Source organism: Planococcus sp. A6, assembly GCF_028823615.1.
Classification (GTDB): domain Bacteria; phylum Bacillota; class Bacilli; order Bacillales_A; family Planococcaceae; genus Planococcus.
In genome coordinates this window covers 21,129-43,878 of sequence record NZ_JAPEHT010000011.1, presented here as the reverse complement: position 1 = coordinate 43,878, position 22,750 = coordinate 21,129, and the positions used below count along the sequence as shown (strand labels likewise).

Below are 22,750 nucleotides of genomic sequence, written 5' to 3'. Positions count from 1 at the left end.
CTTACTCTATTTGTGTGCAATTACATAACAGAAGGCGGAAGTTAAATGCCCACCGAGCTATGGTTTTCGCTCTCTGCAGCGGCCAGCTGGAATGCATCCAGCAAAGCGCGCACTTCATCAGTCGTCTCGGTGTGCATCAAATCATTGCGGAGTTCACCGGCACCGCGTACGCCGCGCACATAAATCTTGAAGAAACGGCGCAACGGCTTGAAGGCGATCGGCTCGGTTTCCGTCGAGTATTTATCGTGAAGGTCCAAATGCAAGCGCAACAGGTCGAACAATTCCTGCGTGCTGTGCTCACGAGGCACTTCCTCGAAAGCGAACGGGTTATGGAAAATGCCACGCCCGATCATGACGCCGTCGATGCCGTATTTATCTGCCAGCTCCTGGCCGGTCTTGCGGTCCGGGATGTCACCGTTGATGGTGATTAAAGTATCCGGTGCGATCTCGTCGCGCAGCGCTTTGATTTCAGGAATGAGTTCCCAATGCGCAGGCACGGCGCTCATTTCCTTTTTCGTGCGCAAATGGATCGACAAGTTGGCGATGTCCTGCTCCAAGACATGCGTCAACCAGCCTTTCCATTCGTCGACACTTGTGTAACCGAGACGCGTCTTGACGCTGACAGGCAATCCGCCCATTTTCGCGGCTTGGATGATCTCCGCTGCGTTATCGGGATAATTGATCAAGCCGCTGCCTTTTCCTTTGGCGGCAACGTTCGGTACGGGGCAGCCCATATTGATGTCGACGCCTTTAAAGCCTTGCGCCGCCATGCCAATGCTCATCTCGCGGAAATGCTCCGGCTTGTTGCCCCAGATATGGGCGACGATCGGCTGCTCATCTTCCGTGAATGTCAAACGCCCGCGCACGCTGTGGATGCCTTCCGGATGGCAATAACTTTCCGTATTCGTAAATTCCGTGAAATACACATCAGGGCTCGCCGCTGCCGCTACGACATGGCGAAACACCACATTTGTCACATCTTCCATCGGCGCCAATACAAAAAATGGCTTCGGCAATTCACGCCAAAAATTCTCTTTCATAACTCAATTCCAATCCTTTCCTTGCGGGATGAAGCATTCCTTCATCCAAAAATTCACTGTCATCTATAGTAAGAATGCAAAAATATCAAATGGTTCACTACGTCTCGCTATCTTTTCTTAACCTTATACAGTTTACACGATTCTACGCGCTGTGGAAAGAGAGGCGCTCCTGCTTCCGCTTGAACGCAAAAGCCCTTCCCGCAATCCGCAGATTGCCTGGAAGGGCTGAATAGACCATCTTCTATTCACTAAAGCGTTCTTTCATCTTTTGATCCAATCGCTTGAATGCCTGTTGAACCAAATCTGCTGGTATTTCTGCGTACTGGTCTCCCATCGACGTTTCAAAATAACACGACCCGCTGTCGATTTCTTTCAAATAACTGGTGATGCCGATTCCCGTTTCTTGTTCAAGCTCCACGATGACCGGTTCTATTTCTTCTTTTGGATGCGCGAAATGGACATGGAACATATTCGAAACCGGCACTTCCGGCAAAGTCGCAACGTCCTGGCAGGAATTAAAGAGTGAGGCCACTCGTTTCGCCGCTTCGTAATAGTCACTCATTTTCCCAGAGCGCTCGTCAAAATAATAATCGGCCGAGATGATATACGGATAGAGGCTGATCAAATCGCCCCCATGCCGCCTTTTCCACACTTTCGACTGCTTCTTGAATGCTTCGTCCCCAGCCAGGATGGCGCCTGCAATTCCGCCAATTCCCTTGTATAAAGACAAATAGACGCTATCGAATAGGGCACAAATTTCCGCTGCGGACTTTTCGTAATAAGGAGTAACTTCCAGCAAGCGGGCGCCGTCGAGATGAAGCTTGATCTGGTTGTCGCGGCAATAGCGCGAGATTTGTTCCAGCGTCTCGAAGCTTGGCAATTGCCCGCCGATTTCACGCTGCGGCAATTCCAACAGCACCACTGCTACGTCCTCGTCCAACTCCACCACATCTTTCAATTCCACGACACGGTCCGGGTCCGTCAAATACACCGATTCAATGCCATGCAATTCTTTCACTCCGTCTTCTTCATGGATTTCCAAGTGGCTGAGCGGATGGTAGGCCACTCGTTTCAGACCTTTGTCGTCGCACCAAATCCGCAGCGCAATCTGCTGGGCCATCGTGCCGCTTGGGAAAAAGACTGCCGTCTCTTTTCCTAAAAACGCCGCCATCTTCTCCTGAAATTCTTCAATAACCTGCCCACTTCCATACAAATCACTTTCGACATCATCCGCGATGTCTTCAAAAGCCTTTTTCAACACGCCGGCGTTGCGCGTGCCGTGATTCGCCAATTGATACGTCGATTGCTTAAAGACCGCTTGCAGTCGATTGAGTTCAGCCAATATCCCCACTCCTCAAAACGCATTATTTTGAACTGAATAGAACGTATAGCGGTTCTTCCCTGCTTTTTTCGACTGATACAATGCTTGGTCTGCTTGTTGAAGAAGTTCTTTCAAGTTGCAATCCCCACCGGCTGCATATTGGGCAATGCCGATGCTCGCCGACAGCGGGTAATCGGCTTCCCAATTACTCAAGCTTTCGAGCAGGCGATTTGCCCAGCCGCTCAATTCTTCGGCACTGGCTGGTTCGGTAAAACAGACCAGGAATTCATCCCCGCCAAGGCGGATCGCCAAAGCATCCGGATGGACAGCGGTAAATCGCTGTAGCTTTGAGGCCACTTCTTTTAATACCACATCTCCTGTGTCATGGCCGTACAGATCATTGACCTTTTTAAAGCCATCCAAATCGAGGAAGAATACCGCACCTCCCGCCTTTGAATTTCCTTCAAAAAATCGCGTGAGAAAATGGCGATTGTACAGATCTGTCAGGGAATCCCGGTATGCAAAGCGCTCGAGATCCAAGTAATAAGTGAACATCCGCACAATCCGCTGCAATAAAGTGATGCTTTTTGTATCGAACTGGCTTTTTTCATCGTTCACCGCACATAAAGTGCCGAATCGCTCCCCATTAATGAAGGAAATCGGCAGCCCCAAATACGAGCGCACATTGGCCGCTTCCAGCTTCTCTTCAAACACTCCCAGTGCATGCCCATCTTTGACGTCCTCATAGACTAATGGCTGCTTGTTCTTGAAATCCACGCGGCTGCACAGCGAATCATCCAAATTCAACACCAATCCCTCCGCTATGGGGATCGTCGTGTCGTTCGGCGAATGCTTAAGGATCATTTGCTGGGCTTCACTGATGGAGCTTAAATAAAACAATTGATCCGGCAAAATCTCTTTTGCCAAATCGATCACATCTTCCGCCAGTTCGTCAAAATTTTTATACATTTCCAATTCCCGAAATGTCACCATCATTACACACCTCAATTAGTGTCAGATTTATTGTTCGCCTTCTTTTGGTAAATTAATCTAACAGCACTTGTTAATAGCCAATATTTAACTATATTTATTAAAGTTTAACATAGAACGATAGCCCGTGAAGCTTTCTTCAAAGACAGTGAAATAACAAAAACCCCGGATGGCAGCGCATGAATACGCAGCCCATCCAAGGTTCATAGTGATTTTTCCTGATTTAATAACTGACCCAGCTCAAGCCGGTCGTGCCTTCTCCCGCATGGACGCCCACACAGACGCTCAATGGGATGACGTCCACTTTAAGTCCCGAAAATTCCTTCACAAGCTCATTTTTCCACACTTCTGCACCAGCTTCATTATTGCAATGGATGACCGCCACTTCGGGCACCATTCCCGATTCCATATCCGCGCGCAACGCCGAATTGACACTTTCCTTGGCGCGTTTGTTCGAACGGACTTTTTCTTTCATCGTCGTGACGCCGTCAACAAAAGTGATGACCACTTTGATGTTGAGGATATTGCTGAGAAACGCCTGCGTCCCTGACACCCGCCCGCTTTTATGCAATTGGTTCAAGCTTGACGGAATGAACGACAAATGCGATTTGGCGGTCAATTGATTGATCGTCTCCACAACTTCTTCCGGTTCTTTTCCGGACGCGAACAATTCATTGCCGATTTCGATCATTTTCCCCATCGGGAACGAACCGATTTTCGAGTCGACTGGATATACTTTGAAATCCGCCATCTCGGCAGCTGATTGCGCGCTGTTGAATGTGCCAGACAGCCCGCTCGACAAATGAAGGGCCACTGCCAAGTCATAGCCTTCCGACTGCAGTTTTTCATATAAGGCCATCATTTCCCCGATGGCTGGCTGTGAAGTTTTCGGTGACACTTTCGCCGCACGTAATTTATCGTAAAATTCTCCCTGTGTCAGGTCGATTGACTCGCGGTACGACCCGTCGTCAAACACGACACTTAGGGGCAATACATAGACATTATGCCTTTGGATGAACGCATCATCCAATTGCGCTGCTGTATCCGTGATCCATGCTATTTTTTTCATTCAAAAAATCTCCTCTAGATGCAAATTCCATATCGGAAGCAGTTGTCTGCTGTAGTTAACGTACAGGAGGCGCAGCCATAGCGGCTAGTGACAGATGTCACATAAGGAAAAATTAATGTAAGCGTCGACATAATTTGCACTTATCTGGACACAGAACTTTTCGGGGCAGCTATTTCCCGATAAAAAACGGGCAATTATCCATTACAGATAATTGCCCGTCTCATTCTGTCCACCAAGAACTTTCTATTATAGAGACACTGAACCGCTGCGTGTGGAAAAATTCAATCTGTCTTCCATTGCTTTGCCGGTTCGAGCTAACGTCGTTTAGTTTCCGTCCGTTTTCGCCACTCTTGCCTGGCGTCTTGCTTCAGTGCCGAACTGGTCGGCATACATCGTCTTGGCCGCTTTTGGAGCTGCCCAAAACGTCGTCAGCAACAGCAATGAAACCGGAATCGCCGTGACGACGATAAAGGATTGAATGGCTTGAATGCCGCCTTCACTGATCATGAGTAGCACGATTGCGACAGTTCCCATGATGACTGCCCAAAAGACGCGCATCGCTTTCGGTGGATGGCCATTGCCGGTAATCGCTACCGAAATGGTATAGGCCATCGAATCCGCCGTCGTTACCACGAAAAGAATCGTGACCAACAGGAACAGCGGTGCAATCACTGTATCAAACGGCAGCTGTTGCGTGATGGCCATCATCGCAGCCGGCATGCCGTCCGCGTTCAAGGCAGAAGAAATGACACCCGGGTCCCCAAGCTCATAAAACATGCCCGTCCCGCCTACGACTGTAAACCAGAACGCCGTCACAATCGGCGCCGTAATCGATACGGCCAAGATCAATTCACGAATCGTCCGGCCTCTCGTGATGGTGGAGATAAAAATAGCCATCATCGGGCCATAACCGAGGAACCAGCCCCAGAAAAAGATGGTCCAAGAACCCAGCCACGCGGAATCCCCGCGGAATGTGCTCATCGCCAAAAATTCCTGCAAGTGAATGCCCGATGCCGCTAAGAAAGTGTCGGCGATAAAGCCACCCGGGCCAATAACCAAAATAACCAGCATCAACAATAGTGTCAGCAAAATATTGACATTGCTGAGGAACTGGATGCCTTTCCGAAGTCCAGTAATCGCAGAGATCGTCGCAATCACAACGACCGCCACGATGATCATCACTTGCGTAAACAAGGTATTCGGCACGCCGAACAATGACTCCAGCCCGTAAGCTGCCTGCAAGCCAAGAAAGCCGATCGGGCCGATGGTGCCAGCTGCCACGGCGATGACGGCAGAGGCGTCAATGGCAGTACCAAGCACGCTTTTCCCCATAACTTTTTCGCCAAGCAATGGGTAGAGCAAAGATCTTGGTTTTAACGGCATTCCTTTTTGGTAATGCGCATACATCAACACGATCGTTCCAAGCGTCCCGAGAATAGACCAAGCGAGGAAGCCCCAATGCAAATACGATTGGGCAAAAGCCGGCACGACAGCGCTCGCTGTACTGGATTCTACTCCTGCAAAATTAGGGGACCGATCCAGAAAATGATACATCGGTTCAGCCGCGGCCCAAAATACGCCGCCCCCGGCAAGTAAGGTCGTCATGATCATGGCAACCCATTTGAAATAACTAACCTCGGGCTTATCGATGCCCCCAAGGCGGATATTCCCGTATTTCGAAAACCCTATAAACAAAGCAATAAAAAACGTTCCCAGCAACAACACTTGCCAAAATGCGCCAAAGTACTTCACTGCAAAGGCAAAAGCCAAATTCACGATGGATGACACCATCTCCACATTAATAAATGACGCTAAAACAAACGCCACCAATAGCCCACCACTAATCCACATGACTGGCCAATCGGTCCTGGATGCATATTTCTTCAATCTTATTCCTCCCTTATCGTTCTGTTGTGCAAATCCAGGCCGTACAAAAGAATGACAGAAATCGTAGCTGATGATTTCACTTTCAATAGACAGCTGGCATGATGATATAAAAAGACCGCCACACCCGCAAGATTTTTTCAACAAGTGTCCAATTGTATCCGATGATAAAGTGTTTGCCAACTTTTTAAACTTGAATTTCCCTGCTTTTTTACCTTCCGTTATTTACAGACAAAAAAAGCGGGAAACCCTTATTTCATAAGGGTTTCCCACTTTAAATTCTAGCAATAATCACATTATTGAAACAGGAAAAACAATCTCTCTGCTCCGGCTATTGTGCCTCTTATTCCACCGGCTGCTTTACTGCTTGGTTGGCAATCGCAAAGTCCGCAAGCGACGGAATGAGCATATCTTCCATCGGCGGGTTGTGAAGCCCCGCCCGCACATCGCGGTAATAGCGCTGCAAAGGCGATTTTTCCGACAGGCTGTGTGCACCTGCGACGCGCATCGCCAGATCCACGATATCGACCGCTGAATTCGTTACCGCGACTTTCACGGCCCCGAGTTCCGCAGCCATCTGTGAGCGCTGTTCTTCGTCCGATTCATCCCATTGTTTCGCGACGGAATAAAGGAAATGCCGCGCCCGCTGCAATTCCAATTCGATTTGGCCGATCTTTTGTTTCACATTCGGCAACTCGATGATCGGCCCGTTCAAGCTATTCGGCGAATAATCTTGCGCAAAGCGGATTGCGTAATCCTGTGCGGCCTGTGCGATTCCGAGATAGCATGCCGGAATATGCAAAAGCCATCCCGCTGGCTGTTTTTTACCGGGCACGCTGATTTCGACCAAGGCCTTTTCCTCCACATGGACATTCGTCAACACCAAATCATGGCTTCCGGTGCCGGTCATCGCTACGCTATCCCAGGTTTCGTCGATTGCTATGCCACTAGCTGATCTCGGCACAAGGAAATAACCGACTTCCCCGGTCTCTTCAATCACAGCGGTCACATTAAAGTAATCCAGTACCGGCGCCATCGACGTGAACGACTTGCGTCCATCAATGACCCACGAATCGCCAACTTTTCTCGCTGTGGTCGATGGCTTGCCGCCTCTTGTCGGGCTTCCGGTCTGCTTTTCGGTCGCGCAATTATTGATCAATGCGCCACGCGCTTTGATGTCGTCAAATAAAGCTTCAAGCACCGACTCGTCCCATTTACCGGTCTCGCCCAAATCTTGAACGATGCCCATATGCCAGCCGATCGATAATCCCGTCGACCCGTCCGCGCGGCTGATCGCTTCCTGATAGCGCAGCATCTCCGACAAGGAAATCCCCGCTCCGCCGTATTCTTTCGGAATCGTCAACGCGGGGTAATTAATCGCTTTCAGTTCCTCAAAATTCTCAAATGGAAATTTTCGTTCCGAATCGTTATGCGCGGCCCGTTCTGTAAACGGTGCGACTGTTTCATTCAATATGTCCATGCGTTCTTCAAATGTCTTCGCTTTTAGAATATCCATCATTCTTCACCTTTCTTCTATCTATTGCGTCCATTCCTCCGTCAAAATGAAGCCGTCGTACTGCTCATTCGACTCGATATATTCCTGGAACTCCTCGGATTCGTAAGCTTCTTTCAAATCTTTCGCCCACTGAGTATCCGCGTTTTCTTCCTCGATTGTCACCACAATCCGATGCTGTTCGGGCGTATTCTCGATTTTCAACGCATCCGTAATCTTGCGGTCCGGCACATTGGCAATATAATTGCCGTTGACGACGCCAAAATCGATATCCTGCAGCGACACCAAAATTTGCGCTGGGTCTAAGACTTTCAAGTCGAGATCATAATCCGCATTTTCCACTGCGTTCAAATTAAAATCCGTCACGCCTGCATCGTCTGACACCGTCACCCATCCGAGTTCCTCCAAGATGCGCACTGCGCGTTCCTGGTTGACCGGATCATTCGGCAAGCCGACAGTCGAACCATCCTTCACCTCATCCAAGGATCGGTGATGCACCGAATACAAGCCTTGAGGCGCGCTCGGCACAAACGCAATGCCGGTCATGTCCATGCCCAATTCTTCGTTGATCCCTTCCATATACGCCGTGCTCTGGAATATGCTCGCATCGATCGAGCCTTCCTGCATCGCCGGGTTCAACTGCATGTTTTGGGAAAAAGTCGTCGTATCCACTTTATACCCTTTCTCCTCCAAAATAGGCAAGATCCCTTCCTTGAATTGCTGCTCGTACGTCCCGACGCCAAAGCCGACACGCACTTCTTTCTTGTCTTCCCCGGAAGCTTCCCTGCTATCGCCGCATCCAGCTAATAATAGCGCACCCGAAATCCCAAACACACCAATCCAACGCTTGTTCATCTGCCATCTCTCCTTGGTCTTTTTTATTTTGAATGAAACGCTATAATTCTTGCGGCCAATAGAAAAACCCCTCTTCATAAAAAAGAAGAGAGGCTCACCGTCCGGCTCTTCTCATCTCTCAAATGCTTAACAGCACCTGCTGGATTTGGCACAGTTTCAAATTGGACATCCAATCTGTTCCGCTGCCGAAGCTTCAAAGGGCCAGTCCCTCCACTTCTCTGGATAAGAAATTATGTACTCAATGTTAATGCCGAGTAATTTGATATGATTAATACAATAGCAGAGCTTTGATTTCATGGCAATAGAGGATTTCGAAATCATACTATAAAAATACTCCTTCCTAAGATATTGGGTATGTTTCTTTGCCAGCAGGAAAATAGTGTATAATCTTCATTTAAGAACTCTCATAATTCCAAACACTCTAATATTGAATTTTCCAGTTTATAAAATGCTGTTTCTTCCACTTCAAGAACCAGCACAATCTCATGAGAGTTTCATTGTTTCTGTACACTTGCTATCTATTCATTTCAATGGAGGGATTCACATGAAGTACACGGTAATCACAGGCGCCAGCTCAGGAATCGGATATGAAGCTGCACTGGCTTTTGCGACACGCGGCAAAAACCTTATTCTTGTAGCAAGAAGGGATGCCGAGCTCAATAATCTTAAAGAGAACATTCAAGGTATGAACGCGGATCTCGACGTCGTCATCAAACCCACCGACCTATCCGAAAGCGGGCAGGTCCATGCACTATACGAAAGCCTTAAAGACTACGATATTGAAACCTTCGTCAACAACGCCGGCTTTGGAAACAGCTCAACCGTCGCTGAGCAAGATGTAACTAAAACGGAAAAGATGCTGCGCGTAAATGTAGAAGCACTCACCACGCTTTCCACTCTTTATGCACGTGACTATGCGGACCAAGAAGGCGCGCAGCTCATCAACGTATCATCTGACTTAGGCTACAGACTCGTGCCAAATGCTGTTACATACGCTGCGACCAAATTTTACGTGAGCGCATTTACAGAAGGCCTTGCCCAGGAACTGCAGGATAACGGAGCTCGGTTGAAAGTTAAAATACTCGCGCCATCCATGACCGAAACCGAATTCGTGAAAACAGCGCGGGAACTTGATGAATTCAGCTATGGCGACAATGTGCAGAAGTTCCATACCGCAAAAGAGATGGCACAGTTTATGCTGGAGCTTTATGATAGCGAACAGATTGTTGGCAAGGTCAATAGTGAGACCTATGAGTTTGAGCTGATGGATCCGGTTTTTCAGTATACTACTAGGAAGTAGGATCTTATGGCGTGAAAGTAAGGTTCCCTGTCTTTAAATTCAAGTATCGTTCCAACATCAAAAAAGTCCCTCTCACACAATGTGAGAGGGACTTTTTCTAAATGGACTGATGACTTACATCATGCCGCCCATTATAATGTGAAATTTACTTTTTCTAAATGGACTGATGACTTACATCATGCCGCCCATTATAATGTGAAATTTCAACTAGGTTCACCTGAAATCATTACTCATCAAATCTCACCACGTTATATTCAGTCTGTTCTTACTTAGAGTAAGACTCGCGAAATATTTAGTCATCAATATTTGACAAATGTCTTCATATTACATCAAAACTCATTTCTTATGTTTTGATGTAAAACTATGAGCAAACTATGAGCATTTTATCTACAAAATATATTTCATTAATTCTTCATCCATTGTTTCAATAAATCAATACTGTTGATTTTCTAACTCTATTTTCAAGCAACAGTTTACTACTGTCATATCTATGTATGTTAAAAAACACTACAGGTCTTACTATAACATTTTTTAAGAATAAATTAATTTCTACCGTCTATAATACATTATCACAAAAATTGAAGGGTGGAGATTAAAATGGAAATTACTACAAGAGAACAAATCTTAAATATGAATGAAATCAAATTCAGGAAATTATCCAGTGAAGAACAAGTACTATGGGTAAATCAAAGATTACAAGACACAGGAAACAAAGTTGAGGAAGTTGCTAAAGAGATAAGTATATCGTCGTCATCACTCTCTTCTTTAATGAAAGAAGGCGGATGTCGTTACTCCCGGGCTAAGAAACAATATGTATCAATAGAAGTAAGCCAACAAAGCAAGAAAGCAAATCAGGAAGAATTCTTGAACTACTTAGTGGAAAATGCAGGTATTATTCATAAGATTATCGATGAAAGCAGCTCTAAACAGTTAGTCTTTGATTCTTCTATCTACCAGACTGATGATACTTTTACGAGTAAGACAGTTAAAATAAAAACCAATACTTTAGATGAATTTCAAACACTATTGAAAGATAAATACCCACAATTTCGCTTTCAAGACATGCTTACGCAAGCTATTATAGATTTCACAAAAAAATATAAATAAGACATGAATCCCCATTATTCTAATGAATGATGGAGATTCTTTTTTGTAGTTATGTATTTCTATATTTATTAAGACTGACTATATAGCTTATCGCCATACTTTTCTTTTAACTCAGAAATAATTAAGTTCAAATTTAATTCCTTACCGATTTCTACCGCTTCTCCCCATAGCCCATCTTTGTGAAACGGCCATCCATCCATATAGTTGCTAAATGTCATTTTTGATAACTGCTGATAGATTTGGTCTTTTGTTCCTTGGTTAAAGGCGACATCGAACGATACCTGTGTTTCCTCATTATTTTTTAAATTTATCCCCTGAAAAATAGGAGCCGAAACTTCAATAAACTGAGACTTTTCCGTCACTGGATTAGCACGATACAGACCAATATCAAAAACTTCGTTCTTCACTGTAATCCAGGAATGTGTGAAGGGAAAGGAGAGAAGCGGAGCTTTAACAAAGCCTAACTTTAAATTACAGTCAAAGCTACTCTCTTTTAGTAAGATAAATAACAAACTAGATACACTGTGGCAGGCACCACGCCATCCCTTCTTTTGAGAGTGATTGAATACAGCAAAAAAGATATCGACAAACTTTTCATTTTCAGCTCGATGAATTCCTAAAGCTAAAGCCCGCTCTCTCCATAAATCTTGTGGGTTCAAAAATTTATTAATACAACATTTCTTATACTTTCTTCCGCTCCCGCACGAACAAGCTTCGTTTCTATTCATTGTAATAGACTCCTATTCGTTTTCTAAATGGTCTCCAAATCTTAAAGAAATCTAATAGCACAACTAATTAAGATTAAGACATTCTCTATTTTATTATTGTATCAAACTTACTTCTTATACCAACGTTAAAATTAATATTCTGAATAACTGAGCGACTTAACGCTACGAAACTACTCTCCACGCTATTTGAAGAAATTAAAATAGAACAATACTGATTGCTGACGTGACGGCTTTTCCAGTTGCACTATATTCTATTTTGTTAAACTCCTGCCTCCTTACGTTATGACCACTTTCGTTCTATTACTTACAAAAACAGTAGGAATGATGCTTTTAAATTAGAAGACTCCAAAAAGTCTCTCGGGCTAAAATCAATTATCTGCAATTTTACTCTTCTTTACTAACCTCACCTTCAACCGTAGCATGATAAACAATGTCTGTTTCGGAAGATTGAAAGCATAGTTTTAGATGTCCCCCTTGCTTAACTAAATAATTATTAATGCATTCCTTTAACTTCGTATTACGATAATGGTCAGAGGTGCTATCGACGAGCGCTCCTTCAGAATCCACTGTATAAGACCATTCTGTATAAATACAAATTAGATTATTACTGGTCGTTCCAGATACAAGGTAACGCTCCGGGTCTGTATTTTCTTTTTGGATTTCGTTAATATAATGTTCCCAGTCTGCCATTTAAATCTCCTTTGTTAGTAAGAATTTCATTGTTATAGGTAGCTTATTTGAAATATTGCCCTTCACAATTTGGACAGATAAAATAGAATGAAACAGAAAAGCGAAGGAGTAGTCGAATTGAAAATATTGGATGAAGAATTCGGAAAATATGAAAACTTAATATATGAAAAAGTAAATGGTACTCGATTCCGGATGACAGACTTAAAATCCGGGGAAAAAATGGAGTTTAATTTGAGAGGGATAGACTCCGACCGTTATTTATCAATGGATGCTTTTCATCGAAAACTTGAAAACATGAATGACTACAAGTATACGGAAGGGTATGGGTTTTACTTGAATGGAAGTGCCGAATTTGCTATTGGCGGATTTCTACGCGATGGCGGGTGTGACGAATTTGAAAAAGAAAAACTTTACTGCTTTGGTGAGTATAAATTTGAAGTTAGTCCCCCAACTGATTTGTTTAAATACCTTACTTGGAATGACGACGAATCGAAAGACCCTGATTTCGATACAATCAAACTTACCGGCGTTACAAAAGATACCTTTGTAATAGATGTAGAGAAAGCTATTTTATATCTTGGAACTCATTTTAAGTCGGATTACGAAGAAGAATATGGGCAATTTTATTATCCTCAACTTATGGACTTGCGAGAGGCAGGAATGCCTTATGAGCCATTTGACTATACAGAAGTTATTGAAGAATTAGATTGGCACTCTCCTGTATTGAAAAATATTGGTCTTTATAATCAAGGCGAGTCTACTGATAACTATAATTTTTTTTCCTATTACCGATTCATTGAGACTTTCTTTGAAGAAGGACCAGAGGAGGACCAATTGATTGAATTAGTAGAATCCGTCGATACAACCGAACTTATTGAATTTGCAAAGAAACACGAACTTATTAACGAAAATGGTACTGCAAAATCTCTAGCAAAAGCTCTATATGCTGTTCGCAATAGTTATGTACACCACAAACTGACGAGAGTGAGAATATTCGACCCCACGCACAATATTCCTACTCCATTACTGTTAAAATGGCGAGTCGTTGCCAAAGAAGTAGCTATCCAATTGCTGAATTCACACGGAAAACTAGAAGTTTGATTTCCTTTGAGAGCCCTTTCCGGGCTCTTTTTCTAATGAAGTTGATTAACTAACTTCATACTTACTCTACTATATTTTCTTCATTAGCATTCTTTAATTTTTCTGCTTCATCCTGGGCTTCATTTACGTCTTCCTCGCTTAATTCACCCATCTCAATCCACAGTCGAATGTCCTTTTCATTTACGTCACTGATAAGAAGCTTGGGTAGAGCATCTTTGAATAAATTTTTCTTTCTTTCAGCAATATGTTCCTTCCAACTTTCATACTGTATCCGTTCTGAAGAGCCCATCGCTCCAATTTGATAGCGAATTTCTTGAAGTTCGTCATCGCTCACGCCTGCTCGTTGGCGTAAATATTCCTGTAGCGTATCGAATCTTGGAAACCTGAATGATTTAATGAGCACATCCCGGAGCACCTGTTTTTCGATTTCCTGCCTGTCTAAATCTTTTTCCATGTCTGTTTTCCGCCCTTCCATTTTCATTTCACAATCTGACTATATTGCAGAAGCAGTCGCTGAAGACCTTGAACTCCTCGGACGTAGCTCAACCCCGGAAAACTGGATAAAGAACTTTCGTTTACTATATCGTATTCCTATCGATAACATCCATATTTCCACATTCTTTAGTACGAATTGATTCGACAATGTTAAACATCAATCGGTGAATAAATGCTTGGCGCGCTCTTTATAATACCTTCACAACACCTTTTTAAAGAGGTGCGAAGATATATAAATAATCTTCGGTTCCGGGAAAAATATCACAAAAAAACTAGAGCTAAACCTTTGCTATATCTAGCATTTACCTTTGTTTTAAATTTCCCGGAAAGCTAAAAATTAGCACATTATAAAATAGAAAGGAAGATGCACATGTTAGTTCATACAGGTAAATTCTACTGCACTGTCAAAGAAGAAGAAATTCCCACCGTTTCACGAAATCTCAATGAAAACACCAACGCGTTATCTACGAAAATCGATGTTCACTTTCCAGGCATCACTACCCTATTAAAAGAAGGAAGCTATGATTGGACTCTATTCATCTACGTTGATTTTATTAAGCTTCTTGGAAAGGCGGATATTACGGGAGACGATTCTGAGAAAGCCACAGAGAAAATTAACCACTTTATCAAGTTTGTTTTTGGCAATACACCAAAAGAGCCTGTTTTAACGCGTCTCGACTATCGCTTCGATACCATAGTAAAAGATAAAAGCCAGCGAGAACTACTCTTGAAGTTGTATCGAAAAACATATGATACTCATGGGTTCAAGAAGAAATATGACCGATACGACTCGTCACTATATTTCAATTCAAAATCGATAAATATCATTGTGTACGACAAAGAAGAAGAACGCAATGCGAAACAACAAGAGGTGGAGGATTACGAACGTGACGTACTACGTTTTGAAGTGCGTTTGTTAAATCCCCACATCAATTACATGAAACGGAAAAATGGACTCGTGAAAATACTAAGCAATTACATGGACGAAGATTTTTGGAAGACTTACTTAAAGAAAAACCTCTCTCCATTCTTTTTCGCTGGCAGCTTCAGAAAAATCAATATTGCGGAGAAACTGATTAAATCCAGCGAACTAAAACCAACCGAACAAGAAAATTTGAGACAATTCCTATGTGATGTCTCTATTTATGGATTCGACAATATCCTAAAGTTCAAGAAGACTTCGAGTACTGGTGACGCGAAAACCAAATACACAAAGTATTTGATGAAAAAGTATCTTAAGTGGCTCAAGGAATTAGATATTAATCCTTTGCTCATTCCTAAGAACTTCAAAGTTGACTTGGGTCCTGAGAAAAAGATTGAAAATCCGTTGGCTGACGTGTTTCTATTTTCTTGAAGTTTCGTAAATAACCTTTCATAAGGTTCGTGTACTTTAACTAGCTATCACGCTAAGAGTTGTAGAACATCTCACAGAGTTTCATCAATAGCGTTGCTTTTCTAACTTCATCAACTACTTTTTTCAAAGATATCGTATATAGTATGAGCTCGACACTTGAAAACTGGATTATTTATTCGCTATTGATTTATTGTAAAGATAAGCAGTAGATAGAGCTTTGCAACAGGGGTGGGGGAAAGCATCAAATATGCTGCATGTCTCGCATTCCAAGAATAAAGCAACTAAAAATTACTGATAAAATAAGGGGGAATTAAAATGAACACACACAAAACAGCAAAAGAAATTGAAAAGGACCTGGCAAATGATATAGAGAGGTACAATTTCTTTTACCATTCCATAGATTCTCGGCGCTATGAATTAATAGATTTATATCTTTCAAGAAGTATCGTTCTTGATTTAGATAAATTTAATATGGTTGCAAGCGAAACTGCTTCTTTAGCTGGTGCAACTGACTTCCATACTAATCTTAAGTCGGACAATGACTACCACTATGACCCCGGCGTTGGTTTTTACTTAGATAATTACGTCGAATTGGCAATCCCAGAAGGGATGGAAGTTTCTTTTACGAATGATATATTAAGATTAGGAAATTTTTCACCTAAATATGAAATCAGCAAGCCGACTAGCTTATACTTGTTTATTTCAAACAAAGAACCAGCTGGTCAAACTAACTCTAACGACCTGACGCTTAAAATTCATGGGGTCGATATGGAAGACTTCTTTGAATCTAAGGAAATGTAACCGTTGGAATAAGAAATATGTAAAAAAACATATTTCGTAATGAATCCAAAAGAGCCAAACAACGGCTCTTTTTTTCATTGTCGTGGAAATATTAGCTCACAGAGGATACCCTCAATAACAGTTCTTTTAGCGACATTTAGAAGACACAAGTAAGGGATTTTCTATGTGATGTATCGAAAACAGGCTAGATGGGGTTAAAATATGAGAGAATACGGGGATTCTTTGGATGAAGACCTTAAATATTCAAAGTATATGATTTAAAAATAATCTAGTACGTTGAAAATGCTTTGCATTAACCCGATTTGGATTTCCCAAAACATGAAAATAAAGTTAGGAGTTCAAAAATGCTTTCTCAATACCCTTTCTACCTCTTTAAACGGATGATAATTGATGACACATTAGATAAAAATATTCATTTTGATTGTTAGTTATGTCATAAATGATTAGATTAAATGCTTTATACGATGAAAAATAGCATGAGTATAGGGATTTATAGAGTATGTCTTCAATTTCGGGACTCTTGTCCAAAATCTCCGCTCGATAACGAAAAAATCGTTTTTTCTGATGTGCAGATTTGATGACTCAATTCTTCCGAATACCCTGTCCTATAAAGCGTTCGTGCTCAAAAACTACGGTTCAGTACGGAGTTTTTGAGCACAAATGCTGTAGCTACCAATAAATTTGTGTTGATATCTTCATTGCTTGAGAATTCCATTAAACAATTTCTAGTCAGACGAATTCTCATCACTTATTAAACTAAATGCATATAAAGCAAAAGAAGGAAGCTAAGTGAATTCAGCCTCCTTCTCTTTATATTGGGTTTTAAAGTTGCCTGCCAACATTTCCAGCGCCCGAGGTCTGGAATGATTTCAGGTTATTCTGTTGCTCGCTCAACTAAAGACAATATATTTGAAATGCGAGTTTTAAAGTTGCCTGCCAACGTGTCCGGCGCCCGAAGTCCGGGAAGAATTCAGGTTGATTTTCAGGTGCCCAATCACCTCTTGTTACTCATATAATATCATTTACACCATATGTGTTCAATTTAGGTCCTCTTATCGTGAATCTTGTCCAAAATCTCCGCTCGATATCGAAAAAACCTTTTTCGGATGTACAGATTTGATGACCCAATTCTTCCGATTGCCAAGACCGCCGACTCTTTGTGTTGCTGGTATTCGTCATCGAGGTCATCACATTCTAATATATCTCATTTAGCAACAAAATCCGTTCGGTGAAGGGTAAAGTTACATTAACCTTATACAATGATTTAAGGTGAGACTGAGCCGATAGGATATCTGCCATCGTATTTTCATATATGACGCTACGTCCTCCAGCTGGAGTGAAACTCCGTTGCTTCCGGAGTTCTTCAACATCGGCGATTGTTAGCGTATTAAAAGTCGATTTCATTGTTTGTTCCTCCATTCCACAAGAATCTTTTTGATTGCTTTTATGTCCTGACCGTCTTTGTCACTCAGCATCATTTCACAAAAAATCTTAGCCATCTCAGGGATATCGACATTTTCTTCATCAATCAGTGTTTCATCTCTAATCGATAGTTTTTCTTCTTTCAGTTTTTGAATGTAATTCGCTTGCAAAAGCAACAACACATACTGTGACTGAAGAACTTTAAGTCCTGATTTCTGTAAGTCCTCAAGCATTTTAGCTCTAACCTCCATCAGCATTTCTTCGATTTCTTCTCCGTACTTGGCTTGAAAATTAGTAAACACAGGTGCATCAGCATTTTTTTCTAATCCGGATAATAACGCTTGGGTTGACCGCCAATCCTTAACATGCACTGCCGCTTTAATCGCTCGTTCAAATACCGCTGACCTCGACATATCTTGAGAGACATCCAATTTTTTGATGGTATGTTCCTGTGTTGCATGCTTCCAATTGGTCTTAACATTGAATAACTTATCTTTTTCCATATAAACACATCCCTTAACGAAATTTTATTGGCATCAATAAAAATATTATATATCCAGTATTATATAAACATCATTTGAAATATTATATATCCAGTATTATAACAATACCACTTGAAATCTTCAACCTTTAGATTCAAAAAACCTCAAAATCAGCGTTATCTTTACATAACTTATTGAAAAACAAAAGAAAAAGAACCCTATTCAATAGGGTGGTCCGCGTTAGCTTTTGGTTCGATTTATTTGACGACAGCAAATACCCTATCCTATAAAGCGTTTGTGCTCAAAAATCACGTTCCAGTACGGAGTTTTTGAGCACAAATCAATTCATTGCCCCGATGGAGCGTTCTGAGATAAATATTTCATTAAAAAAAGACCGATATAAACCGGTCTTCCAACAAGATTATTCTAATAAGAGACGGATAGGAATACAGAAATTCGGCAAATACGAAGAGCGTAACATCCCTTCTTTACTTATGAAAATCACTTCCATTGGTCCCTCTCCCTGGAAGTCATAAACTTCAATAGTTTTATTCAGTGGGTCAGCAATCCAATACTCTTGGATGCCACTCTCCTGGTACAATTCGAACTTTTTCGTTCTATCATTTATCGCTGCAGGCAGTGATAAAACTTCTACTACAAGCTGAGGCGCTCCTTTTAGACCTTTTTCATCAAAGTGTCCGTCAAAAACTACTGATATATCCGGTTGCACTACTGTATCAGTATTTTCATAGTCATCTTCGTCACCGAGTCGAACCGTAAGTGCAGTAAAAATTTCGTGCCCGTTGTTTCCCATATGTGCTCCAATATGGGAGCTCAAAGCAGCGCAAATCCTGGACACCATGCGCTGATGCAGCATATCCGGCGCCGTAACCTCATAAGGGACCCCTTTAATCAGTTCCCAACGCCCTGACCATCCTAGATAGTCCTGATAAGTATATTTTCGGTCACTGGATGGAAAGTTTGCATTCGCTGCCTTTTCCATTTCCTCTTTACTGCCCCAATTTTCATCCATGCCCAATAGGGTTTCCACGGAAACTTGATAGATATTCGCTAATTTCTGGAAAACTGGAAAGCTGGGTATTCTTCCTTTCTCTATCCGACAGATATAAGAGGAAGACACGCCATCGCTCATTTCTGCTGCAGCATTTATCGATAATTGTTGATTTTCTCTTGCTCGCTTGAATCTTAGTCCAGATTCTATTGCCTTTTGTGTCGGTTCCTGTTGATGCATACCATTTTCTATTCCTTTTTGATTGTTCTCCACTTTAATTCCTCCATTTTGAAGCTTGATGCTTCGCCTATTTTTCGGTTCTTATTATGTTATTCCGACTCCAATAAAATAATCACCTTATCTTTATCATCATGAATCTCTCTCTCGACGGCTATACTTGAATTTTTGAGTATGGGCGGTGAGGAATTCAAGCAACGTTGCAGCAGTCTCAATGCAGTTATAAAGTGAACATAAATGTATAAGATATAAAAACTGAACGGAGATGGTTACATAGATAAAGAAGTGTTCTTCTCAATGGAAAAAACAAAAAGGCTGAATCCGTCAATAAACTACTTGTCGGGAGAAATTAAAGCGAAGTCGCTGAAATCATTGACATTTTACCAAGTTCGCTTTTCTGCAAATTGATGAAAGAAGATTACACCTATATAGGATGCGAAAATAAGTACTTTTAATTCGTTCGACACCACAAGGATACTTAGGGGGACTCTGGAGTTAAAACAATAGCGCTGAGAGCCTTGAAATGCCATTTTTGAGGGAGAACCTAGAAAAACTAAGGCAATTGCTGACGGATTGCGAAGAAAAATTTGTGTTATCGCTAGATAAAGAGATTTACAGCCACGATGCTATTTTCGTGAACAAGAATATTCGCATCAACCAGGCTGTATATGAAAAATTCATCGTACATTGCTCTGACGAGTTTCCGCATTTGAAAATCCAAGACCTTATCGCACAAAGTTTATTGGATTTTACAGGTAAATATTCGACGGATTCGAAGCCTCTTTCTTGAGGCTTTTCGCATAAGCGATTTTAAATTAGAAAAGCTAAGACCTTTAATCCAGGTCTTAGCTTTTCTAATTATCTACGCTCATCTAAAATCTTCTTAATTGCCACTCTTTCAGCTGTCGAACTCGCTCTTTTAACTTGTTTCATTAACTCGTCTGTACTTTTGTTTTGATACCTATTCATATAATTAGCTACCTTTTCGTCATAAGCAGCTCTATTTTCCCCTGCGTTTTTTAAACCTTCTCCTAAGCTATCCCAAAACCCCATGATTACATCTCCTCGTTTTTTAATTTAATTAATATTTTCTTTGCCAATCACTACAGCTATTCCATGCTTTCGTTTCGAAATGTTTTTTAAAACAAATCTGTTCTTCCTCTGAATCATACTCCCAAAATTTTCTTGCATTTTTTTTAGGGACTACGTATGACCCACCTTGGTAGCCATTCCATTGAACACACATCGCGCATATTCTAGTTGTAGAACTACAAGTTCTCAAACTCATTTTTCGACCTTCCATTCTAAATGATAGCAATCCACTATTATTTTACAACATAAGGGAGTTGTAAACTCGTAATTTTTATAAATTTCATCATATCTATATTAATAACTTAAAATTTCATCAATAGAGTTGTTTTACTAACTCTATTGATGAAATTTTTCATAGATATCGTATATAGTACGAGCTCGACACTTGAAAACTGGATTATTCATTCGCTATTGATTTATTGTAAAGATAAGCAGTAGATACAGCTTTGTAAGAGGAATGGAAAATCATAAAACATGCTGTATATCTTGCATTCCTGGAATAAAGCATCTAAAAATTACTGATAAAATAAGGGGGAATTAAAATGAAAAAAGAGATGATGATGAGAATTACTGATGAAAAATATGAACTGAGTTACAGAAAAGACGACGGACTTTCGTTTCTCCATTTTGACGACAGTGGTGATAGGAAAATTATTAACTTAAAAGGTTCGGTCGATGTTAATATAGTCAACGATATTTTCACGTCAGATGCAAATTTAATTGATGAAGATATCTTTACTTACAAATTTAATAGCCCCACAGGTTATCTTGAATTTCCAGTCAGTCCTTATATAGTCGATGAAATGGAGGGATGCTCTTGTGGGTATTACAAGCAGATTTATGTGCGCACAGAGGATGGGAAAAGATATCACTTAGAAATTGGTCCATCAAGTGAAGCCTTTTATATTCTTACGAGTGTCGATAATGATATAGATGAGTACGCATTCACTGTGAAGGTTAAAAATGTTCCGCTAAACGAAGTCTCATCGGTATTTGAAATCTTTTATGACATGGTTGCAGAAGAAAATTGGGATTTTTAAATAAGATGAAATGAAATAAAGAAAAAGACCGGTGTATGCCGGTCTTTTTTTTGCTTAGTTAATCGAAAAAGTTGTGGATAGGAAATTTGAAATCCGCTAGATATGAAGACTGAAGAATACCTTCCTTGCTAACGAATTTTTTTTCTTCTTGTCCCTCTGCTTGAAAGTTATAGACATCAATAGTCTTGTTGAGCGGGTCGGCAATCCAATATTCGTGCACCCCGCTTTTCCGATACAATTCGAGTTTTGTAGTTCTATCTTTGAAGACTGTATCCAATGATAAAACTTCAACTACCAGATGCGGAGGTCTTGGCACTTTCTCGTCAAATCTTTCGTAAAATACTACCGATAAATCAGGTTGAACTACTGTATCTATATGTTTTAAATCGCCTGTTTTGCTGAGCCGAACTTCATATGGTGCAGTAAATACCTCCTGCTTGTTGTTTCCTAGATGTGCACTAATATAGGAACCAATTGCAACGCAAATTCGTGCTGTCAAACGTTGGTGTAACATGTCTGGAGACCTCATCTTATATGGAATCCCCTTAATCAGTTCCCACCTTCCAGGCAATTCCAAATACTCACGGTAAGTGTAAGTTCGTTCAGCGGAAGGATAACCCACACAAAGTGAGCCTTTTCGTTCCTCGCATCTATCCTCAGCCACCGCCAGTCCCAGTAAGGTTTCCGTAGAAACTTCATAGATATCTGCCAACTTCTGTACAACAGATAAACTTGGTTTTCTACTTCCTTCTTCTATCCGAAAGATGTATGAGGCAGATACATCTTTGCTCAATTCTGCAGCCTCTGTTCGCGTAATGCCTCTTTTTTCACGGGCTCGCTTGAAACTTAATCCGCCCTCTAATGTATCTATCGACGGCGCCGGATGCTGCATGTCATTTTCGACTTTTTCTTTGTCTTTGTCCATTACAATTCCTCCAATATGAAACTCTGCACTTTACCTGTTTTTTGTCACATTGTCTGTTATTAAGTTCTCTTTCAAAAAATTCAAACCCAGGAACAGTTAGTGATGGACTTCATATTATCCCGGATTTTGAGACTCGTATATACTCAATTTTTTGAGTATAGATAACGGCTAATAAGTGTGATAACTTATAGTCTTAGTGAATTAAAAAGTATCGATTCAACTAAGTGAAAATAATAAGGCTGCCCTCCAATTCTGGAAGGCAGCCTTATTCTATGATTACGTATTTTTAAAA

At 41.5% G+C, this 22,750-nt stretch carries 20 protein-coding genes and 1 riboswitch; of the genes, 6 read left to right on the top strand and 14 right to left on the bottom strand.

All coding sequences use genetic code 11. From position 1 onward, the window contains the following. Positions 1-41: 41 nt before the first annotated feature. The 7 genes from ON064_RS03135 to ON064_RS03105 form a co-directional block, all read right to left on the bottom strand. Complete coding sequence (locus ON064_RS03135) at positions 42-1,040, bottom strand: tRNA dihydrouridine synthase (protein ID WP_274623578.1); 999 nt, start codon at positions 1,038-1,040, stop codon at positions 42-44. 241 nt (positions 1,041-1,281) lie between these two features. Further along, on the bottom strand, positions 1,282-2,382 hold the full coding sequence (locus tag ON064_RS03130) for a threonine aldolase family protein (RefSeq protein ID WP_274623577.1): 1,101 nt from the start codon (positions 2,380-2,382) through the stop codon (positions 1,282-1,284). 12 nt (positions 2,383-2,394) lie between these two features. Then, a complete protein-coding gene (locus ON064_RS03125) occupies positions 2,395-3,357 on the bottom strand; it encodes a sensor domain-containing diguanylate cyclase (RefSeq protein ID WP_274623576.1) in 963 nt (320 codons plus the stop codon). 217 nt (positions 3,358-3,574) lie between these two features. Next, positions 3,575-4,420: a DegV family protein gene (locus ON064_RS03120; RefSeq protein WP_274623575.1), complete on the bottom strand. Its 846-nt coding sequence runs from the start codon at positions 4,418-4,420 to the stop codon at positions 3,575-3,577. A 324-nt stretch (positions 4,421-4,744) separates the two neighbouring features. Next, positions 4,745-6,307: a BCCT family transporter gene (locus ON064_RS03115; protein WP_274623574.1), complete on the bottom strand. Its 1,563-nt coding sequence runs from the start codon at positions 6,305-6,307 to the stop codon at positions 4,745-4,747. 340 nt (positions 6,308-6,647) lie between these two features. Next, a complete protein-coding gene (locus tag ON064_RS03110; protein WP_274623579.1) occupies positions 6,648-7,820 on the bottom strand; it encodes an acyl-CoA dehydrogenase family protein in 1,173 nt (390 codons plus the stop codon). A gap of 21 nt (positions 7,821-7,841) precedes the next feature. Next, positions 7,842-8,672: a MetQ/NlpA family ABC transporter substrate-binding protein gene (locus ON064_RS03105; RefSeq protein WP_274623573.1), complete on the bottom strand. Its 831-nt coding sequence runs from the start codon at positions 8,670-8,672 to the stop codon at positions 7,842-7,844. 108 nt (positions 8,673-8,780) lie between these two features. Further along, positions 8,781-8,901, bottom strand: a riboswitch (SAM riboswitch). A 315-nt stretch (positions 8,902-9,216) separates the two neighbouring features. On the opposite strand from ON064_RS03105, the gene ON064_RS03100 reads away from it, so the two are divergent. After that, positions 9,217-9,972, top strand: coding sequence for an SDR family NAD(P)-dependent oxidoreductase (locus ON064_RS03100; RefSeq protein WP_274623572.1), 756 nt, complete (start codon positions 9,217-9,219; stop codon positions 9,970-9,972). Between the two features lie 597 nt (positions 9,973-10,569). Next, positions 10,570-11,079, top strand: a complete 510-nt coding sequence (locus ON064_RS03095; protein WP_274623571.1) for a hypothetical protein — start codon at positions 10,570-10,572, stop codon at positions 11,077-11,079. Between the two features lie 68 nt (positions 11,080-11,147). Here ON064_RS03095 and ON064_RS03090 read toward each other — a convergent pair whose 3' ends face one another. Next, entirely contained in the window at positions 11,148-11,807 is a 660-nt protein-coding gene (locus ON064_RS03090; RefSeq protein WP_274623570.1) for an SEC-C metal-binding domain-containing protein, read from the bottom strand. A gap of 384 nt (positions 11,808-12,191) precedes the next feature. Then, entirely contained in the window at positions 12,192-12,497 is a 306-nt protein-coding gene (locus ON064_RS03085) for a hypothetical protein (RefSeq protein ID WP_274623569.1), read from the bottom strand. A 117-nt stretch (positions 12,498-12,614) separates the two neighbouring features. On the opposite strand from ON064_RS03085, the gene ON064_RS03080 reads away from it, so the two are divergent. After that, positions 12,615-13,598 carry a hypothetical protein gene (locus ON064_RS03080; RefSeq protein WP_274623568.1) on the top strand — a complete coding sequence of 328 codons (984 nt, stop codon included), beginning with the start codon at positions 12,615-12,617 and terminating at the stop codon, positions 13,596-13,598. Between the two features lie 61 nt (positions 13,599-13,659). Here the strand turns inward: ON064_RS03080 and ON064_RS03075 are convergent, their stop codons facing one another. Then, positions 13,660-14,052, bottom strand: coding sequence for a hypothetical protein (locus ON064_RS03075; protein ID WP_274623567.1), 393 nt, complete (start codon positions 14,050-14,052; stop codon positions 13,660-13,662). 411 nt (positions 14,053-14,463) lie between these two features. Between ON064_RS03075 and ON064_RS03070 the strand changes: the two genes are divergently transcribed. Together ON064_RS03070 and ON064_RS03065 are read left to right on the top strand one after the other, a co-directional pair. Continuing rightward, positions 14,464-15,447: a phage/plasmid replication domain-containing protein gene (locus ON064_RS03070; protein ID WP_274623566.1), complete on the top strand. Its 984-nt coding sequence runs from the start codon at positions 14,464-14,466 to the stop codon at positions 15,445-15,447. A 315-nt stretch (positions 15,448-15,762) separates the two neighbouring features. Then, a complete protein-coding gene (locus ON064_RS03065; RefSeq protein ID WP_274623565.1) occupies positions 15,763-16,248 on the top strand; it encodes a hypothetical protein in 486 nt (161 codons plus the stop codon). Between the two features lie 1,400 nt (positions 16,249-17,648). On the opposite strand, the gene ON064_RS03060 is transcribed toward ON064_RS03065, so the two are convergent. The 3 genes from ON064_RS03060 to ON064_RS03050 all read right to left on the bottom strand — a co-directional run bounded on the left by ON064_RS03060 (position 17,649) and on the right by ON064_RS03050 (position 20,454). Next, positions 17,649-18,173 carry a hypothetical protein gene (locus tag ON064_RS03060; RefSeq protein ID WP_274623564.1) on the bottom strand — a complete coding sequence of 175 codons (525 nt, stop codon included), beginning with the start codon at positions 18,171-18,173 and terminating at the stop codon, positions 17,649-17,651. Positions 18,174-18,573: 400 nt separating this feature from the next. Beyond that, on the bottom strand, positions 18,574-19,437 hold the full coding sequence (locus ON064_RS03055) for a Uma2 family endonuclease (protein ID WP_274623563.1): 864 nt from the start codon (positions 19,435-19,437) through the stop codon (positions 18,574-18,576). An 822-nt stretch (positions 19,438-20,259) separates the two neighbouring features. After that, positions 20,260-20,454: a hypothetical protein gene (locus ON064_RS03050; protein ID WP_274623562.1), complete on the bottom strand. Its 195-nt coding sequence runs from the start codon at positions 20,452-20,454 to the stop codon at positions 20,260-20,262. A gap of 581 nt (positions 20,455-21,035) precedes the next feature. Here ON064_RS03050 and ON064_RS03045 point away from each other — a divergent pair. Next, positions 21,036-21,533 carry a hypothetical protein gene (locus tag ON064_RS03045; RefSeq protein ID WP_274623561.1) on the top strand — a complete coding sequence of 166 codons (498 nt, stop codon included), beginning with the start codon at positions 21,036-21,038 and terminating at the stop codon, positions 21,531-21,533. Positions 21,534-21,591: 58 nt separating this feature from the next. Here ON064_RS03045 and ON064_RS03040 read toward each other — a convergent pair whose 3' ends face one another. Then, positions 21,592-22,458, bottom strand: coding sequence for a Uma2 family endonuclease (locus ON064_RS03040; RefSeq protein WP_274623560.1), 867 nt, complete (start codon positions 22,456-22,458; stop codon positions 21,592-21,594). Positions 22,459-22,750 lie beyond the last annotated feature (292 nt).

Coding starts and splice junctions, on each gene's coding strand:
- ON064_RS03135 (WP_274623578.1), bottom strand. CDS start 1,040: ATGAAAGAGAATTTTTGGCGTGAATTGCCGAAGCCATTTTTTGTATTG.
- ON064_RS03125 (WP_274623576.1), bottom strand. CDS start 3,357: ATGATGGTGACATTTCGGGAATTGGAAATGTATAAAAATTTTGACGAA.
- ON064_RS03120 (WP_274623575.1), bottom strand. CDS start 4,420: ATGAAAAAAATAGCATGGATCACGGATACAGCAGCGCAATTGGATGAT.
- ON064_RS03110 (WP_274623579.1), bottom strand. CDS start 7,820: ATGGATATTCTAAAAGCGAAGACATTTGAAGAACGCATGGACATATTG.
- ON064_RS03105 (WP_274623573.1), bottom strand. CDS start 8,672: ATGAACAAGCGTTGGATTGGTGTGTTTGGGATTTCGGGTGCGCTATTA.
- ON064_RS03100 (WP_274623572.1), top strand. CDS start 9,217: ATGAAGTACACGGTAATCACAGGCGCCAGCTCAGGAATCGGATATGAA.
- ON064_RS03095 (WP_274623571.1), top strand. CDS start 10,570: ATGGAAATTACTACAAGAGAACAAATCTTAAATATGAATGAAATCAAA.
- ON064_RS03090 (WP_274623570.1), bottom strand. CDS start 11,807: ATGAATAGAAACGAAGCTTGTTCGTGCGGGAGCGGAAGAAAGTATAAG.
- ON064_RS03085 (WP_274623569.1), bottom strand. CDS start 12,497: ATGGCAGACTGGGAACATTATATTAACGAAATCCAAAAAGAAAATACA.
- ON064_RS03075 (WP_274623567.1), bottom strand. CDS start 14,052: ATGGAAAAAGATTTAGACAGGCAGGAAATCGAAAAACAGGTGCTCCGG.
- ON064_RS03070 (WP_274623566.1), top strand. CDS start 14,464: ATGTTAGTTCATACAGGTAAATTCTACTGCACTGTCAAAGAAGAAGAA.
- ON064_RS03065 (WP_274623565.1), top strand. CDS start 15,763: ATGAACACACACAAAACAGCAAAAGAAATTGAAAAGGACCTGGCAAAT.
- ON064_RS03060 (WP_274623564.1), bottom strand. CDS start 18,173: ATGGAAAAAGATAAGTTATTCAATGTTAAGACCAATTGGAAGCATGCA.
- ON064_RS03050 (WP_274623562.1), bottom strand. CDS start 20,454: ATGGGGTTTTGGGATAGCTTAGGAGAAGGTTTAAAAAACGCAGGGGAA.
- ON064_RS03045 (WP_274623561.1), top strand. CDS start 21,036: ATGAAAAAAGAGATGATGATGAGAATTACTGATGAAAAATATGAACTG.
- ON064_RS03040 (WP_274623560.1), bottom strand. CDS start 22,458: ATGGACAAAGACAAAGAAAAAGTCGAAAATGACATGCAGCATCCGGCG.